The organism is Streptomyces smaragdinus, assembly GCF_009604385.1.
Classification (GTDB): Bacteria; Actinomycetota; Actinomycetes; order Streptomycetales; family Streptomycetaceae; genus Streptomyces; species Streptomyces smaragdinus.
Map to the genome: position 1 here is coordinate 334,638 of NZ_WEGJ01000001.1, position 16,439 is coordinate 351,076.

The window sequence follows — 16,439 nt, forward strand, 5'->3', positions numbered from 1 at the left end:
GGAACTCATCACAACCTCCGGACGAAACGAACAATCAGTAGTAACCGCGCATGAGCTCCGTGGCCCACTTCGGCTGCCGGACCTCGTCCAGCACCCCGAACTCGGCCATATACGGCTTGATGTCCAGCACCGGCGTCCCGTCGATCGCGTCGAGGCCCGCCACGTGCACCTCCACCCCGTCGACCCCCAGCAGCCGGCAGCGCGAGACCCCGAGCCTGTTGGGCCGGTTCTTGCCGCGCTGGGCGAAGATTCCGACGGCCGGCCAGTCGGGGTTGCCCCGGGGCCGGCGGGCGCCGGTGTGGATGTCGTCCGGGTCCACCAGATGGAACGCGAACACCACCTCCAGATGCGAGAACTCGTCCAGCCCCGCCAGCGCTTCCGGCCCGTAGCCGGTCAGCCGGATGACGGCACGCTCCACACCCCAGTCGTCGTCGTACGGATCAGGCCGCCCCCCGACGACCAGCCCCACGGGTTCCAGTTCCATGCGCTCCTCCTCCACCACCGGCTGCGGTACAGCCGACGGTAGGGAGCGCACCCCGGTACGCGGATCTGTCACCGGTACCGGGATTGACCCCGTAGGTTGACAGGGTGCACGGGAGGGACGCGGAGAAGGCACATCTGGCGGGCATGCTCACCGCCGCGGAGGCGGGCCGCCGGCAGGCCGTGGTCGTCCGCGGCGACCCCGGTATCGGCAAGTCCGCGCTGCTGGAGTACGTGGCCGGGCTGCACGGCGGACGCCCCGTGCTGCGGGTCACCGGCACCGAGACGGAGAGCGACCTCCCCTTCGCCGCCCTGCACGCCCTGCTGCACCCGGTCCGGCACCGGATCGACACGCTGCCGAGGCCCCAGCGGGACGCCCTGCGTGCCGCGTTCGGACAGGGGGCTCCGATACGCGGCGGCGACCGTTTCATGACGGGCCTCGCCGTCCTCACCCTCCTCACCGACCTGAGCGAGGACGACCCCCTCCTCTGCCTCGTGGACGACGCCCAGTGGCTCGACCAGGCATCCGCCGACGCCCTGCTCTTCGCCGTCCGCCGCCTGAACGCCGAACGGATCACCGTCGTCTTCGGCGTCCGAACCGGCGACCGCCCGTTCCCCGCCACCGGCATCGACGACCTGACACCGGCCGGCCTCACACCCGACGACGCGGCGGCCCTCCTCACCGAACACCACCCCGGCCTGGCCCCCGCCGCCCGCGACCGGGTGACAGCCGAGGCCGAGGGCAACCCGCTCGCCCTCATCGAACTCGCCGGCATGCTCGGCCCCGAGGAACGCGCCGGCCGGCTCCCCGCCCTCACCCTCTACACCGAGGCCGCGACCCCCGCCGGCCGCGTCGAGACGGCATACCGCGACCGCGTCGCCGCCCTCCCCGAGCCCACCCGTACGATCCTCGCCCTGGCCGCCGCCGACGGCACCGGCACCCTCGACCGGATCCTCCGGGCGGCGGACCGTCTCGCCGTCGGCACGGCGGACCTGGGGCCGGCGGAACGCGCGGGGCTGATCCGCATCGGACCGGCCGTTTTTACGTTCCGTCATCCCCTGGTGAAGGCTGCCGCCTACCGCGGGGCGCCCCTGTCGGTCCGCCAGGCGGCGCACCGGGCGCTCGCGGGTGAGTCGGGGGAGGACCGCCGGGCTTATCACCTCGCGGCGGCCACCACGGGGGTGGACGAACCTCTCGGCGATCTGGTCGAAGGGGCCGCCGACCGTGCGCTGGAGCGCGGTGCCCCTGCCGCCGCCGCCTCGCTGTACGAGCGTGCCGCGCAGCTCACCGACGACCGTGAACCCCGTGCCCGGCGGCTCGCCGCCGCCGCGGAATCAGCGGCGGCGGCAGGGCAGCCCGACCGGGCGGGGCGGCTTGCGGCGCGCGGTACCCGGCTCACCACTCGTCCGGGGACGGTTGCCCGGTTGGCTGCTGTTTCGGCGGCGTTGGAGTTTGAGCGGGGGAACGCCGGGGTAGCCGGGCGGATTGCTCTTGAGGCTGCTGAGATGGCGCCGGAGCAGGCGGTGGCCCTGCTCGGGGCGGCGGCGGACTACGCGTGGTTCGCCGGCGATGCGGACGTGTTGCGGCGGGCGGCCGCGTTGCTGGAGGGGGCTCAGCGGGACAGCGGGAGTGCGATTCCGGCGGTTGTGCGGGGGACGGCGTTGTTGCTGGCGGGTGATCACGTGGCGGGGCTGAAGCTTCTGCGGGCGACGCCGGCCGCCGCGGAGGACGCTCTTGCGGCTACGTACTCCGTGTACGGGGGGCTGCGGTCCGGCGGGGATACGGAGACGCTTGCGGCGGCCGATGAGCTGGCCCGGTTGTGCCGGGCGCAGGGGCGGATCAGTGATCTGACGCACGCACTGCAACTTCGGGCGCAGGCCCTGACGTTTCTGGGGCGGCTGCCGGAGGCGGAGACGGACGGGGCTGAGGGGCTGCGTATCGCGGATGCCATCGGGCATGCGTGGCGGGCTCGTAACATCTCGGGGGTTCTGTCGCTCTCGGCGGCTGTCCGGGGCGATTCCGACCGGTGCCTGGAGCTGGCCCGCAGCGGAATCGACGGGGGCCTGGCGCCGGGGGCGTCCTGGGGTGGGTATGCGGTGGGGCTGCTCGCGCTGGGGCTGGGGGATTACCGCAGGGCGGCGGATCGGCTGCTGGAGCTGCTCGCGGGGCCGGTGGGGCATACGTTCATCGTGCGGTTCGCGATGCCGTCGCTGGTCGAGGCGTTGGTACGGCTCGGGGAGCCGGAGCGGGCCCGGGAACCGTTCACGCGCTTCGAGAGCTGGGCGCAGTGGAGCGGACGGCCCTGGGCGCTGGCGGTCGCTGTGCGGTGCCGGGCGTTGCTGGGGCCTTCGGAGGCGCTTTACCGGGAGGCGCTCGGGCTCCATTCGGGGGCGACTCGGCCGTTCGAGCATGCTCGTACGTTGCTTCTGTACGGGGAGTGGCTTCGGCGGGCGCGGCGGCGGAGCGATGCGGCCGTGCAGTTGCGGGAGGCCGCGAGGATGTTCCGGGATCTGGGGGCGGTGCCGTGGCGGGACCGGGCGGTGGGGGAGCTTACGGCGATCGGGGCCGCGCCTCGGGGTGCGGGGGCGGATCGGGTGGTGGATGAACTCGCCGTGCTTACCGCTCAGGAGCGGCAGGTTGTGCTGCTGGCGGCGGCCGGGGCCAGTAATCGGGATATTGCGGCTCAGCTGTTTCTGAGTCATCGGACGGTTGGGTATCACTTGTACAACGCGTTTCCGAAGTTGGGTATCAGTTCGCGTACGGAATTGTCTCGCTTTTTGTGCCGGCGGGCTTCGGGGGGATGATGTTCGTATGGCGTTGACTACGGCTTTCGCCTCGTTGTCGGGGGTCGAGCACCCCATCGTCCTTGCCCCAATGGGGGGTTCCGGCGGGGGTGCTCTGGCCAGGGCTGTTTCCGGGGCCGGGGGGCTCGGGATGGTTGGGGCGGCGTTCGGGGATCCGGGGTTTATCGACCGTGAGCTGCCGATGGCGGCTGGGGGGCCGCCCTGGGCTCTCGTCGCAGTCGGTCAGCTGAAGGTGCGCCTCCGGTCCCCCATCCCGGACGACACCGTTCCCGCAAGGCTCGACCGTCTCAGCTAGCCGAGGATCCGGGTGGCGGTTGCTTTGCGTCCCAGCGAGCCCGGCTGGCCGAGATGGCACCTCGGTGCTCCTCGGCCCAGTCGGCGAGGGAGCGAAGCGGAATGGTCAGGGACCGGCCGGTGGCGGTGAGTGCGTACTCGACTCGGGGAGGGCGGAGGTCGAGGACCGTGCGGGTGATCAGTCCGTCGCGCTCGAGTCGCTGAAGGGTGAGCGTCAGCATGCGCTGGGAGATGCCCTCGATCGCTCGTTGCAGGGCCCGGAACCGGTAGGGCTCCCGCGCCAGCGCGGCGACTACCAGGATCGACCATTTGTCCCCGACTCTCTCGAGGATGTCCTTGAGGGAGCAGTTCTCGGCGTCGAACCGCGCTGACGCGGTCACATCCGTGTGCCTATCGGCCATCGAAGTGCCTTCTGGTCTCGAGGAAGCGTGGTTACTACTTTCGCCTTGGTAATCAACAGTAACCACGAGAGGTGGCGCGGTGAAGGTAGGCATTCTCGGCACGGGTCGAATGGGGCAGGGGCTTGGTGACCTCCTGCGCAGGTCAGGCCACGAAGTCATGCTCGGATCCCGGACTCCTGGTGACACCCCGTTTCCGGCCCTGTCGCTGGGAGAGGTCATCGCACGGAGCGAAGTCGTCCTTGTCGCCCTTCCGCACATCGCGATCGAGCCCAACATCGCGTTGCTGCGCACCCTCGCCCCCGGCACTGTGGTCATCGACCTGGCCAATGAAGTCCGTGTCGAAGACGGACGGCTTCGATCGGCCCTGGACGAACCGCACGGGCGGTGGCTGGCGAGCCTCCTGCCGCAGGTGCGGGTGGCCCGCGCGTTCACGCACGTCCAGGCCGAGCTGCTGGTAAGCCGTGCGACGCGCCAGCCGGACACGTGGGCCGTCGCTGTGGCGGCCGACGACGCCGATGCCCTTGCGATCGCGGGCGAACTGGTGCGCTCGGCCCGGTACGTGCCGGTGTCCGTGGGAGGCCTCGACCAGTCGTCCGTCCTCGACCCCGGCGGTCCGCTGTTCCCGAACATGTACCTGCCTGGGGACATGCAGGACCTGATCGGCGGCAAAGACGCGTAGGCCCGTATCGCACGGGCAGAGGCACCGTCGCTGCAGACCGGGTGGGCCTGAACAGCGGCGCCCTCGGCCGCAGTCTCCACACCGGCGGCTTCTCACCGGGTAGCCCGGACCGGCCGTGCGGCACGCCCCGTGCGGTGAGATCCGCGCGTTTGTCCGCCAAGGGGCGTACAACCGAATGGAGGAGCCTTGGAGTGAAGCTCCTGCGTCAGCTCACCGACCCCCATCGGCGCCTCGGTGCCCGCGTCCGGCGTCGGTGCCAGGTCACGCCGGTGGTCCCGGCTCACCGAGAGCGGCCAGATCGCGGGAGACGTCGTCGGCCTCGGCGGCGCCGATCCGCTGGAAGATCTCCAGGGCCTGCCGCAGGAGGGTTGCGGCCTGCGGGGCGTTGCCGGCGGCCAGGGCGCAGCGGCCCAGGCCGGCCAGAGCCTCCGCCTCGACATACGCGCCGGCGAGAACGCGGGCCAGCCCCAGGGCCTGCCGGTAACACCCCTCAGCCTGCGCGAGGTCACTGGTGGCCCGGTACAGGTGCCCGGTCTCGTTGAGCGTGTTGGCCAGGCCGTATCGGTTGTCGAGGTCACGGTGGACGTCCAGCGCCTGTTCCAGGGCCTTGGCCGCGGCCGGGTACTCACCCGTCACCCGCCGCACGACCCCCAGGAAGAGGAGGGCGTTGGCCTGGCCGAGCCGGTCACCGAGCTCGCGGTAAATGCCCAGGGCCTGCTCCATGGCCTGGTCCGCGGCCGGATAGTCGCCCGTCAGCCGCCGCACGTCCCCCAGGGGAATGAGGGCGTTGGCCTGGCCGAGCCGGTCGCCGTGGTCTCGGTAGATGCCCAGGGCCTGTTCCAGGTGCTGGGCCGCGGCCGGGTACTCACCTGTCAGCCGCCGCACGTTCCCCAGGTCGTGGAGGGTGTTGGCCTGGCCGAGCCGGTCGCCGTGGTCTCGGTAGATGCCCAGGGCCTGTTCCAGGTTCTGGGCTGCGGCCGGGTACCAACCCGTCATCCGCCGCACGTCCCCGAGCTCGTGGAGGGTGTTGGCCTCGCCGAGCCGGTCGCCGAGGTCGCGGTATATGGCCAGGGCCTGCTCCTGGGCCCGGGCCGCGGCCTCGCACTGATCCGTCAGTCGCCACACGGTCCCCAGGTCGTGAAGCATATTGGCCTCGCCGAGCCGGTCGCCGAGCCGGTGTGCGGCTTCGACCGCGGCTTGGTGGCGGATGAGAGCCTCGGCCCAGGGGCCATCGCGCCGCAGCAGCTCGGCCAGGCCGGCGGTCAGGGCGACGACCCGGGCATGCCGGCCGGTCCCGGCGGCGTGGTCCAGGCAGGCGAGAAGGCCGGCCCGTTCGGCACGGGCCCAGGCCAGTGCCTGCTCACGGCCGGACAGAGCAGGAACCCCGGCGGGAATCGCACCCGGCGCGACGGCCGAGCCGGGACGGGGCTCGCGGGCGATGAGGGCCTCGGCTCGGGCGGCGGTGTGCTGGTAGTAATCCAGCAGCCCGTCGACGGCCCGCTCCCGGTCTTCGGCCGAATCGTCGCGTACGGCCAGGGCGCGGGCGTGCTCACGGATCAGGTCGTGCATCCGGTACCGCCCCGGGGCGATCTCGGTCAGCAGGTTCTGGTCGTACAACGCCTCCAGGCCCCGGCGCGCCTCGGCCGGCGTGGTGGCGTCCAGGGCAGCGGCCGTGTAGGCGTCGGCCTCGGGGCCCGGGTGCAGGCCCAGCCGCCGGAACAGCCGCTGCTGGCCTTCATCAACGTCCTCGTACGACAGGTTGAATGCCGCCGCGACCGACAGGTTCTCGGTCGCCATCAGCTCCAGCCGGTCCACCGCCGCCGCCAGGTCCGCGGCCCGCCCGGCCGCAGTCCAGGCCGGATGGTGGCGCAGCTGCCGGGCCACCATCCCGATCGCCAGCGGCAGATACCCGCACAGCCGGATGATCTCCGCCACCCCTAGATCATCCGCCCGCAGATCCCGGCGGCCCGCCAGAGCGATCAGCAGCCCGGCAGCCTCCCCGGCCGGCAACGTGTCCAGGCTGACAGCGGTCGCCTCGTCCAGCGCCGACAGATGCCGCCGACTGGTCACCAGCACCAGGCTGGCCCCGGTGCCGGGCAGCAGCGGGAGCACCTGCTCGCTACTCACCGCGTCATCCAGGATCAGCAGCATCCGCTGCCCGGCCAGCCGATCCCGCCACAGCGCCATCCGATCCTGAAGCCCCGGCGGCACCTGCCCGGCAGCAACCCCCACCGTCAGCAGTAGACTGGCCAGCGCGTCCTCCGGATCCACCGACTCCTGGCCCGGGGTGTGCCCGTGCAGCGGCAGGAAGATCTGACCGTCCGGGAACTGATCCGCCAGACGGTGCGCCACATGCACCGCGAACGCCGTCTTCCCCACCCCCGCCATCCCGTCGATGGCATGGATGCCGATCACCCCACCGGCCCCCGCCGCAGCCTCCACCAGCTTCTCGAACTCCGTCTGCCGCCCGGTGAACGACACGATGTCCCGCGGCAACGTCCGCGTCGCCACCGCCACCCCACGCCCCCGCGCCGTCTCCTCGAACCCGTCCCGTACCGGACCCACCAGCCCCAGCGCGTCCGCCAGCCGCCGCACGGTCTCCTTCTGCGGCGTGGCCACCGCCCCCCGCTCCACGTCCCGTACGGCGCGCACGCTCAGCCCCGCCGCATCAGCCAGCTCCTCCTGCGTCAGCCCGGCCTCCCGCCGCAGCCCCCGCAGCAGCTCCCCCACCCGCGCCGGCGCCTCAGCCGTACTCACAAACCCACCTCATCCGTTCGGCATCTCCGGACCGTATGCGCTCAGGAGACAAAATTCGTGCGCCGCGGAGACAATACAAGCGCCCGGTTTGTGACAACCGCCGGGCGGCTCCCGCTCACACCCCGATCAGCACACGCTTCCGCCGGATCCGAGTCGCCGCACCCGCCTGCTGCTCCTTGCAGGGATGCTCCTGGTCACACGGCTTCACCGGGATCTCGACCGCCGTAGTGGTATCCGGCAAGACGACGTTCCCCACCACCGAGGTCGGCATCCCCCTCGGGAGGGACAAGAATACCGGCGTAGAAGTCTTCTCCCCCATCGAGAACTCCAACGGCATCATCTCCCCACCCGGCGGCGGCAAGACCGCCCTCATGTGCGGCATGATCCTCGACGCCCACGGCCCGGTCCTCGACGCGAGCAGCAAGCTCGACCTGTACGAACGGACCGCCCACCTGCGCGCGGAAGCCGGCCGCGTCCTGGTCTTCAACCCCCAGGGCCTGGGCGGCGACGTCCCCAGCACCCTGGCCTGGGACCCGGTGATCGGCTGCCGAGACCCGGAGGTCGCGCTGCGCCGCACCCGCTTCCTCCTGTGGGGCTCCCCCGCGACCAAGGGCCTGAAGGAGGACGACTTCTGGCAGTCGGCCTCCTGCAAGGTCCTCAAGTCCTTCCTCTGGGCCGCGGACATGGAAGGCCTCTCCCTCCTCGACGTAGCCGCCTGGTCGAAGATGCCAACCAAAAGCCCCGCCACACGGACGTCATAGCGCACGCCGGCGTACCGGAGCTTCTCCTGCTGAAGCCCCTCGACCGCGAAGCTGGCGGCGCCGACGACCATGCAGGACGCAGGGTTAAGGAGAAGTCGGTCAAGGGCGGTTTGGCCGTCGTCGCCACCGCGCGCTCGTCGTCGGTGAGCGGGATTTTGGCCAGTATCCGCCTCCAGCAGTTGCCCCTTCGTAGAAGTCGCACCGCGCGCAGGCCATCCGACGATGAAGCGACCAGACGCTGTGCTCCGGGTAGGTGTGTGACGCATCGGAATCGGGGACCTCGGGGTCGCCGGAGATGGGGTCTGGCGCGGCCTCCGCAGGCCCCCGACTGCCCTCCGACAGCAGCGCGCGATCCTGGGGCCGACCTCATCCGAACAGGCGCCCACCCGCCCGTCCACGCCCTCGACCGATAAGGCCTGACCTGGCATTTTCTATGGATCCGCCTAGGCTGGAGACTCCGCTGGAGACTCCGTTGGGGGGACTTGATGAGTGACGCCGACAACCCGTACGACGCCAGCCAGATCCAGGTACTGGAGGGGTGGGAAGCCGTTCGGAAGCGGCCCGGGATGTACGTTGGCTCGACCAGCCAGCGCGGCCTGCACCAGATGGTGTTCGATGTCGTCGGCCGGGCGGTGAATGAAGTCCTGGCCGGCCGTGCCAGCGCCGTCGACGTCACCCTCACGCCCGACGGCGGCGTACGTGTCGCCGACGACGGGCCGGGTGTCCCCGTTGAGGCCGCAGGGGACACAGGCGGTCCCGGCCTCGAAGCCCTACTGACCCAAATGCACCCCGGGGCGGAGCCAGGCGGCCGCCACGCTGTGGCCACGAGCCTCTTCGGCGTCGGGCCCCGCGTGACCAACGCCCTGTCGAGCCGTCTGACAGCCGAGGTACGACGCAAGGGGGTCCGCTGGGTCCAGGAGTACGCGCGCGGCGTCGCGCTCACCCCACCCATCAGTGCAGGACCGACGACCAGCAGCGGGACCGCCATCGCCTTCTGGCCCGATACCGACATCTTCGAGACGGCGGACTGCTCGTTCGCGGTGCTGGCAGAGCGCTTCAGGGAACTGGCCTTCCTCAACCGGGGCCTGAACATCTCACTGACCGACGAACGCCCCCCGGGCGAGTCCCGATCGGTGCGGTGCCGGTTCCCGGGCGGGACTCGGGACTTCGTCGCCTTCCTCGACGGGCAGGGAGAAACGTCCGTCCACCCGGACGTCATCGACTTCGAGCTGGAAGACCCGCGGATCGCCGGGACGGTCGAGGTGGCCCTGCGGTGGCGTGGCTCCCACGAGGAGCGGATCCAGAGCTACGCCAACAGCGAGCCCACACCCTACGGCGGCACGCACATGACAGGGTTCCGCGACGGGGTGGCGGCCGCGGTCAACGCGCACATGCGGGAGCGGCGGCTCCTGGCGGAGGCAGCCCCCGATCTCAGCGTCGACCAGATCGGCGACGGTCTGACGGCTGTCGTGTCGGTGAAGCTGGACCGGCCCGAGTTCTCGGGCTCCACGCACGGCATGCTGGGTGGCGCCGCAGTTCGCACCAGCGTCGCCAAGGCCGTACGGGAATGCCTCGGCACATGGCTGGAGAGGCACCCAGAGCAAGCCGCGGCCATCGTCGGCCGGATCATCCAGGGCGCCCACCAGGACTAGGCAGCCGCAAACCACCCCTGCCGGTTCCCGGAAAGGGAGCCGGCAGGGGTGGTCGGGGTGGAGTGCATCCGGCGGCCAGCCATTCGCGTCGCCCGTCCGGTCGACGCGACAACTACCCTGCGGACCACCTACAGCGCTCACCAAGGCCCAGCACTCCTTACGCCAGGCGCGCGGTCGAGGTTCAGGAGGGGCCCGGGACGGCCGGGCAGGTGGGCTACGAGAACCAGCTCGTCGAGGTCAAGGCAGTGGCGGCCGTACTTGGGGCCTGGACGCATCGGCCCTGCAAGAGCGGGGATGACCGGTCCTACGAATTCTCGGTCGCCGCCGACAGGTTGTGCCACGAGTGAGTGCAGGTGCCTTTGCAGTACGTCTCGCGGCGGCGGGTGTCGGCGACGGTGAACACGGAGACGAGGACGCGGAACGCCCTGACGTGTTCCGCGGCAGGGAGATTCGCGAACCCGTAGCGGGGCGGGTCCATGCAGATCATAACCGCGGGGTTGACCGTCGGCTTCACAGCGGCCCGCGCCACCCCGGCGCGGCCGTCCGCAGCTGTGATGTGTGCCTGCATCGCATAGCCGGCGACTTCCTGCAGTGCCTCCCGCCGCTGTTCCGGAGCGAGGCCGGAGAACCAGGCCACACCGTCGTCCAGCGAGCGGAGCCCCTGGGCGACCTCGTTGACGACCAGCTCGGTCGTGCGCCGGCGGGTGTGGCGGTTGTCGCTGGTCGGTTCGGTCATCGCTTGGTGCTCCCTGTCCGGCAGGCCCGGGCTCTGTGATCTGGTGGACGGGTGTCACACGATGCCTTGGGAGACCACCGGGGACAACGTGATTCGCACCGGGTGGCCCCGAGGGTGCCAAGGGTTTCGAAGGTCCCCGCACCGACAACTGGACAAGGAAGTCCAGCACGAGCCCCACCGAGCCGTCGGCTCAGCCTGTCACCGGGGCCGACGCCAGCTGATGTTCAGCCTTCTCGAGCCACGTCAGATACCAGCGCGTGAAGGTCATCGGCACGCCGTTGTCGTCGAGGAGCGGCTTCAGGTCCTCGTCGTCCACCCTGTTGTCGGACCAGATTCGCCCGCGCTCCGGGCCGCTGATGATCAGCCATTCACGGGCGGCGCAGCCCAGCGTCGAGATCACGACCGCGCCGACGGTGCGGTCGGCAGACCACATGACGGGCTCCCAGCGCTCTTCCCATGCCTCAATGGCGTCGTCGAAGTCCTCGATCTCGTCGAAGTCCTCCTCTTCCGGGTGCTCGGACAGCAGCAGCCGGACGGCTTCGGGATCGGCACCTTCACGTGGAAACGGCTCGGCCAGCCGGGACAGATCGGCAAGCCCGGCTCCGTCGCCCTCCCACCGCCAGCGGCCCTGGACGAGTCGTACCGGGTACACCCCGTATGAGGGCCCGGCGCCTCCGGCGCCGACGTGGAGGAGGAAGTCGCGGTACTCCTCGGGCAGCAACACACCCGTCTGGCGTTCGAGGTCGGCCAGCTCTGCCTGGGTCAGCGGGTCCTCGAGGAGGAACCTGTGCCCCATCGCGCCGAAGACGCGGTCGCCGGCCGGCGCGGCGGTGAGAGCGTGCACCCGCTCCCGTACTCCCACCCATATCGAGTCATCCATGGGCCGAGCCTATGCGCGACGATCGTGGCCGAGCGGGTGGGCTGCGAAGAACCGCAGGCTGGCCCTCAAAGGCACGCGCACTCACATCTCTTTACGCAGCAACCGACTGACCGCATCCCCGTCCTCACGGCTGAAGGCCCCCTCCGTAACGTGCCCCAGCGCCGCCCCCAGAGCCCCCACGTTCAGATCCACGACCGACTCGACCAGATCGGCCAGCGCCGCAACCGCCCCCCGCCCCTGCCACCACCCCTCCACGCCCAAAACGATCCCGACCACCACCGCAGGCCACCACACGACCCCCACCGCCAGATAAAGCACCCCCCACCCCACCCGCCGAGCAGCACCGGCAAAATCGCTCTGCGCGAGGACGACCGGCCCCCGCGTCTCCTCCGGCAGCAGCAGCCAAAGCCGGGGCCAGGCAGCCGCCAGGTCGAGGCCGTACGAAGACTGCACCCGCACCCCCGCCACCAGCATTTGATCCCCAATCCACGTCGGCCGGGACGGCTCCGTCAGCGCGATCCGGTCGCAGGCCCGAGCCAGCCCCTGGACGTCCGGCACCGGCCCCTGCCGAGCCTCGGGAAACCGCAGCATCCGGGCCTTGGCCAGCAGCGCAGCCTCGTACCGGTCCATCGCCGCAGCCCACCGCCGGCGCCGGCGCCGGGTCAGCACGTCGCCGAGCCGGCCGCCGTCATGCGTCCACACCGCGACGACCACCCGCTCCAGATGCTGCGCGACGGCCGCCGCGATCACCGCGGCCAGCACCACCCCCACCGCGACAAGCAGCGCGGATCCGTTGTCCCGGGCCGCAGGTCCCGTGGCGAACCGGTTCAGCTCACGCCCGAGCAGAGGCAGGTCCGCCCAGTGCCCGTGGCCGAGGCGTACCGCCGCGATCGTCACGGCCACGAACACCACGCCCGGCAGGACGAGCCCGGCCAGCCAGCGTTCCGCCAGCTTGCCGCCCAGCGAGGTGATCAGGGCGTTCATCGGTCCATCCGGAACGTGGGCAGCGGGCAGTCCCACACCGCGCAGGACGGCGACGTGCCGGGGCGCGGTATCTCCACCCGGTCGCACAGGCCCCCGGGGCAGACGTGGACCACTTCGGGGCGACGTCCCTGGATGCCGGGCAGCGGGAGGTAGCGCGGGCCGCGCAGGACCGTGTCGCTGCTGACCAGGCCCGCGGCGCGCATCAGTTCGCTCACCTCGGAGAGCACGGTGTCCACGTCCTCGTCGGGCAGGGCCCCCTCCCGCAGTCGCGCCAGCAGCTGTGCGGGGTCCGGTCCGAGCAGGTCGGCGACCTCGGCGATGTCCTCGCAGATCCGTGACAGGCGCGCCGCGCGGTCGCTGTCGAGTCGTCTGTCCGGTGCCGGGCTCGGCTGGCTCATGCGGCGATCATCTCCCGGCGGTGGGGGCGTAACTGGCAGTCTGACAAGAGTAGTCACGGGAGGTGCACCGGTGAATCAAAGCTCGGCTGTCGCCCACTGGCGCCGCGTCGTGGCCGGCTGTCCGCCCGGCTCCGGGGAGCTGGCCGCGGCTCAGGCGGATCTGGGTGCGGCGCTGCTACGGCGTTACCAGGCGGGCCAGGCCCAGGAGGATCTCGTCGAGTCCGTCACCGTGCTGCACACCGCGATCCGCGCCATGGCCGGCTCCCCGCTGGCCCGGGACCTGAACACACCGGAAGGCGTCGACGCCGTGATCGCCTTCGCCGACGCGCTGATGGCCAGGGCCCAGGTGCGCGGTGGTCCGGAGGATCTCGACGTCGCCGAGCGCTTCCTCCAGTTCGCGGAGGACGTGTCCACGGACCACGAGAACAACGCGGTGCTGATGCTCAAGACCTGTCAGGTCTACCAGGCGAGGCACGAGTTCGACGGTTCGGTGGACACGCTCTACCGGGGCATCGCCCACGCGCGGATGGCCGCGCGCTGGGTCAGCGACCGGCACCGGCCCGCTCTGCACGGTGTCCATGCGCAGGCCCTGCTCAAGGCGTACCGGCTGACTGGTGTCGAGGAGTACGTCGACGAGGCGATGGAGCTCCTGGAGGCGGTGACGACCACCGGTCCCAACCAGGACCAGAACGTCATCATGATGGCGCAGTGCCTCCTCGCCCGGGCGGGCAGGACCGCCCACACCGCCGACGCCGAGCGGGCCGTCGCGCTGCTGCGCGGGCACGTACCGCAGTCCGACGCGATACGTTTCATGGCCGGGCAGGCCATCGTCACCCTGTTCGACCGCACCGGGCGGTCCGAACTGCTGGCGCAGGCCTGGGAGTCCTTCCACTCGGTCCTGGTCTCCCTCCCGGAGCAGCATCCCCACCATCGGGCGGCCCTCGGCAACCTCTCGACGGTCGCCCTGAGCGCCCATCGCCTGACCGGCGACCTCGCCCCCCTCGAGACCGCGATCGGCCTCCAGCGCCGGGCCCTCGCGCTGTCCGTACGGGGCGAGGCCAATCACGCCCGGCTCATGGACGGCCTGGGCTACAGCCTCCGCAAGCTCTACGACGCCACGCAGGAGCCCGCCCCCCTGGAGGAGGCCATCGCCCTCTTCCGCCGGGCCGACGGCGCCCTCGCCGAACGCGATCCCCAACGCGTCGCCACCGGACTGTCGCTCACCCAGGCGCTGCGCGCGCTGTACCTGCGTACCGGCGACCGGGCCTGCCTCACCGAGGCCGCGGAGCGGGCCCTGACCGCCGGCCGCGTCGAGTCCGGCGCCGTACCGACGCGGATCGAGGCGTACGAGAAGGCCGCCCACGCACTCGCCTCCCTCGGCCGCCGGCCCGCCGCGACCGACGCCTTCGCCGAAGGCATCGCGCTGCTCCCGCGTATCGCCTCCCGGGGCCGCACCCGCCACGACCAGTACGCCGGCCTCGGCACCTCACCGGCACTGTCGGCGGCCGCCGCCTCCTGCGCGGTGAGCGCCGGTCAGCCCGAGCGCGCCCTGGAGCTGCTGGAGCGCGCCCGCGGCGTGCTGCTGAACCAGCGGCTCACGCCCGGCGGTGAGCTGGCCGCGCTGCGCCGTGCCGACGAGGGGCTGGCGCTCGAGTTCCAGCGGATGCGCAGGGACTTCGAGGCCCCGGCGCCCGACGTGCCCAGGCCCACGACCTTCGGCCGGGACCGGGAGACGGAGTGGGACACGCTGCTCGACACGATCCGAGCGCTGCCCGGCCTCGGAGACTTCCTGCGCCCGCCCGACGCGCGCCGGCTACTCGACCAGGTGACCGAGACGGTGGTGATCCCGGTCCTGAGCGAGCTGCGCTGCGACGCGCTCATCCTGCGCGACCAGCGCGCGGAGGTGCTGGAGCTCGACGGTCTGACGCAGGACGACGCGGCGGAGCAGCTGCGGCTGCTGCAGGAGGCGACCGCCGCGGCGCACGACCCGAACGTGAACGCGCGCGCCCGTATGCGGGCCCAGTCGTACTTGACCGAGGTGCTCGGCTGGCTGTGGCGCACGCTGGTGGGCCCGGTCCTGGACCGCCTCGGGGCCCACGGCGGCGACGGCCCGCTGCCGCGGGTGTGGTGGTGCCCGGTCGGCCCGACGGCCTTCTTCCCGCTGCACGCCGCCCAGGCCGGCCCCGGGGAGTCGGCGCTGGACCGGGTGGTCTCCTCGTACACGCCGACCGTGACCGCACTCGCCCGCCTCCGCGGTGAACCGCGGGCGGTCGGGGCCGACTCGCGCTCGTGTGTCGTGGCGATGCGTCGTACGGCGGACGGGTCGGGGGCGCTGCCCGCCGCCGAGCGGGAGGCGGCGGTGGCGGCGGGGGCGCTGCCCGGGGCGTGGGTCGGGATGGACGAGGCGGCCACGCGGCAGGAGGTGCTGGAGCGGCTGGCGGGGTCGGTGTACGCGCACTTCGCGTGCCATGCGGTGGCCGATCCGCAGGATCCGGCGCGGGGGCGGCTGCTGGTGTACGACCATCAGCGGGCGCCGCTGACGGTCGCCGACGTGACGGAGCTCGACCTGGACGCGGAGCTGGTCTTCCTGTCGGCCTGCGCGACGTCCCTGGCGCCGGCCGCTCTGGCCGACGAATCGCTGCACCTCACGGGCGCCTTCCAGCTCGCCGGGTTCCGGAACGTCGTCGGCACCCTGTGGGAGATCGACGACGCGGCCTCACTCGAGCTGACGACCGCCTTCTACGGCTCGGGCCTTTCGGCGGACGCGCCGGCCCGTGCGCTCCATGCGGCTGTACGGGGGCTCCGGGACCGTTATCCCCGTACGCCGTCGCTGTGGGCCGCGTACATCCACAGCGGTGGTTGACGGTCAGCGGAGCTTTCGGACCACTTTGCGGGCGCGCTCGGTGCGGGGGTGGTTCGGTCCGTGTGTCCGCTCGCAACGAAGCCGAACGCGCCATGCGGTCCGTCATCAACGAGATGACCAGGACCCTGAGCCCCACCAGCCCCCTGGTCATCCTGCTCGGCTCCGGCCGCGCCGCGGAGGCGCTGCACGACGCGCAGGCGCTGGTGAAAGACGCCGCACGCGTCCTCGCCGCCACCGACGACATACACCTGCACGCCCGCCACTCCCTGGCCAGAGCACTGGCCGGAGTCCACAGACGCCCCGAAGCCGTCCAACTGCTCGCCGTAAACCCCGATGCACTGCGAATGAATCCCGGTAGCGGGTTCCCACCGCCTGAACCATCCGCCCACTGCCCGCGCCCCTTGCCGTGTCGGCGGTCCCACCGTCCGTCAGTACGAAAACCTACTCGCCGAGTCCCGACCGAGGGCGTCGAGCCGCCCGTACGGTCAAGCGCTCGCAGCTGGCGCACAACCCGTTCAACGTCCGCGAGACGCTCACCGAGCTCGAGGAGACGGCGGCGTCCCTGCTGGAGAAGGGCCAGCTGCAGCCGCTGGCGGTCGTGTCCCGCCAGGCGTTCCTCAAGGCGCATCCGGGTCAGGAGGAGGCCCTCGGCCCGGCGTTGCACGTCGTCATCGACGGCAACCGCCGGCTGGCGGCGGCGCTGGCGGATCTCCCGGAGATGCATATCTTCGTCAACGACTAGCTGTCGT

13 protein-coding genes are annotated in these 16,439 nt (G+C 71.6%); 6 read left to right on the forward strand and 7 right to left on the reverse strand.

Annotated elements, in window-relative coordinates:
- Positions 1-34 precede the first annotated feature (34 nt).
- Complete coding sequence (locus SRB5_RS01690) at positions 35-484, reverse strand: SAM-dependent methyltransferase (RefSeq protein WP_153449565.1); 450 nt, start codon at positions 482-484, stop codon at positions 35-37.
- Between the two features lie 104 nt (positions 485-588).
- Here SRB5_RS01690 and SRB5_RS37360 point away from each other — a divergent pair, with 104 nt between their 5' ends.
- Positions 589-3,285 (forward strand): ATP-binding protein, encoded by a 2,697-nt coding sequence (locus SRB5_RS37360; protein WP_153449566.1) that lies wholly within the window; start codon positions 589-591, stop codon positions 3,283-3,285.
- 287 nt (positions 3,286-3,572) lie between these two features.
- Here SRB5_RS37360 and SRB5_RS01700 read toward each other — a convergent pair whose 3' ends face one another.
- Complete coding sequence (locus tag SRB5_RS01700; RefSeq protein ID WP_323376763.1) at positions 3,573-3,959, reverse strand: winged helix-turn-helix transcriptional regulator; 387 nt, start codon at positions 3,957-3,959, stop codon at positions 3,573-3,575.
- Between the two features lie 100 nt (positions 3,960-4,059).
- On the opposite strand from SRB5_RS01700, the gene SRB5_RS01705 reads away from it, so the two are divergent.
- On the forward strand, positions 4,060-4,659 hold the full coding sequence (locus tag SRB5_RS01705) for an NADPH-dependent F420 reductase (protein WP_153449568.1): 600 nt from the start codon (positions 4,060-4,062) through the stop codon (positions 4,657-4,659).
- A gap of 261 nt (positions 4,660-4,920) precedes the next feature.
- Here the strand turns inward: SRB5_RS01705 and SRB5_RS01710 are convergent, their stop codons facing one another.
- Complete coding sequence (locus SRB5_RS01710) at positions 4,921-7,416, reverse strand: ATP-binding protein (RefSeq protein ID WP_153449569.1); 2,496 nt, start codon at positions 7,414-7,416, stop codon at positions 4,921-4,923.
- Between the two features lie 227 nt (positions 7,417-7,643).
- On the opposite strand from SRB5_RS01710, the gene SRB5_RS01715 reads away from it, so the two are divergent.
- Both SRB5_RS01715 and SRB5_RS01720 read left to right on the forward strand, forming a co-directional pair.
- Positions 7,644-8,177, forward strand: a complete 534-nt coding sequence (locus SRB5_RS01715; protein ID WP_153449570.1) for a type IV secretory system conjugative DNA transfer family protein — start codon at positions 7,644-7,646, stop codon at positions 8,175-8,177.
- 485 nt (positions 8,178-8,662) lie between these two features.
- Positions 8,663-9,829, forward strand: a complete 1,167-nt coding sequence (locus SRB5_RS01720) for an ATP-binding protein (protein ID WP_153449571.1) — start codon at positions 8,663-8,665, stop codon at positions 9,827-9,829.
- A 304-nt stretch (positions 9,830-10,133) separates the two neighbouring features.
- Here SRB5_RS01720 and SRB5_RS01725 read toward each other — a convergent pair whose 3' ends face one another.
- From SRB5_RS01725 to SRB5_RS01740, 4 genes are all read right to left on the reverse strand, one after another.
- Positions 10,134-10,565: a DUF5958 family protein gene (locus tag SRB5_RS01725; protein WP_153449572.1), complete on the reverse strand. Its 432-nt coding sequence runs from the start codon at positions 10,563-10,565 to the stop codon at positions 10,134-10,136.
- A 190-nt stretch (positions 10,566-10,755) separates the two neighbouring features.
- Positions 10,756-11,445 (reverse strand): SMI1/KNR4 family protein, encoded by a 690-nt coding sequence (locus SRB5_RS01730; protein ID WP_153449573.1) that lies wholly within the window; start codon positions 11,443-11,445, stop codon positions 10,756-10,758.
- Positions 11,446-11,526: 81 nt separating this feature from the next.
- Positions 11,527-12,429 (reverse strand): hypothetical protein, encoded by a 903-nt coding sequence (locus tag SRB5_RS01735; RefSeq protein ID WP_153449574.1) that lies wholly within the window; start codon positions 12,427-12,429, stop codon positions 11,527-11,529.
- Complete coding sequence (locus SRB5_RS01740; RefSeq protein WP_153449575.1) at positions 12,426-12,827, reverse strand: hypothetical protein; 402 nt, start codon at positions 12,825-12,827, stop codon at positions 12,426-12,428. Before SRB5_RS01740 ends, SRB5_RS01735 begins: the two co-directional genes overlap by 4 nt.
- Before the next feature lie 70 nt (positions 12,828-12,897).
- On the opposite strand from SRB5_RS01740, the gene SRB5_RS37365 reads away from it, so the two are divergent.
- Both SRB5_RS37365 and SRB5_RS36175 read left to right on the forward strand, forming a co-directional pair.
- Entirely contained in the window at positions 12,898-15,690 is a 2,793-nt protein-coding gene (locus tag SRB5_RS37365) for a CHAT domain-containing protein (RefSeq protein WP_153449576.1), read from the forward strand.
- Positions 15,691-16,096: 406 nt separating this feature from the next.
- Entirely contained in the window at positions 16,097-16,432 is a 336-nt protein-coding gene (locus SRB5_RS36175) for a ParB N-terminal domain-containing protein (RefSeq protein ID WP_323376766.1), read from the forward strand.
- Positions 16,433-16,439: the final 7 nt, after the last annotated feature.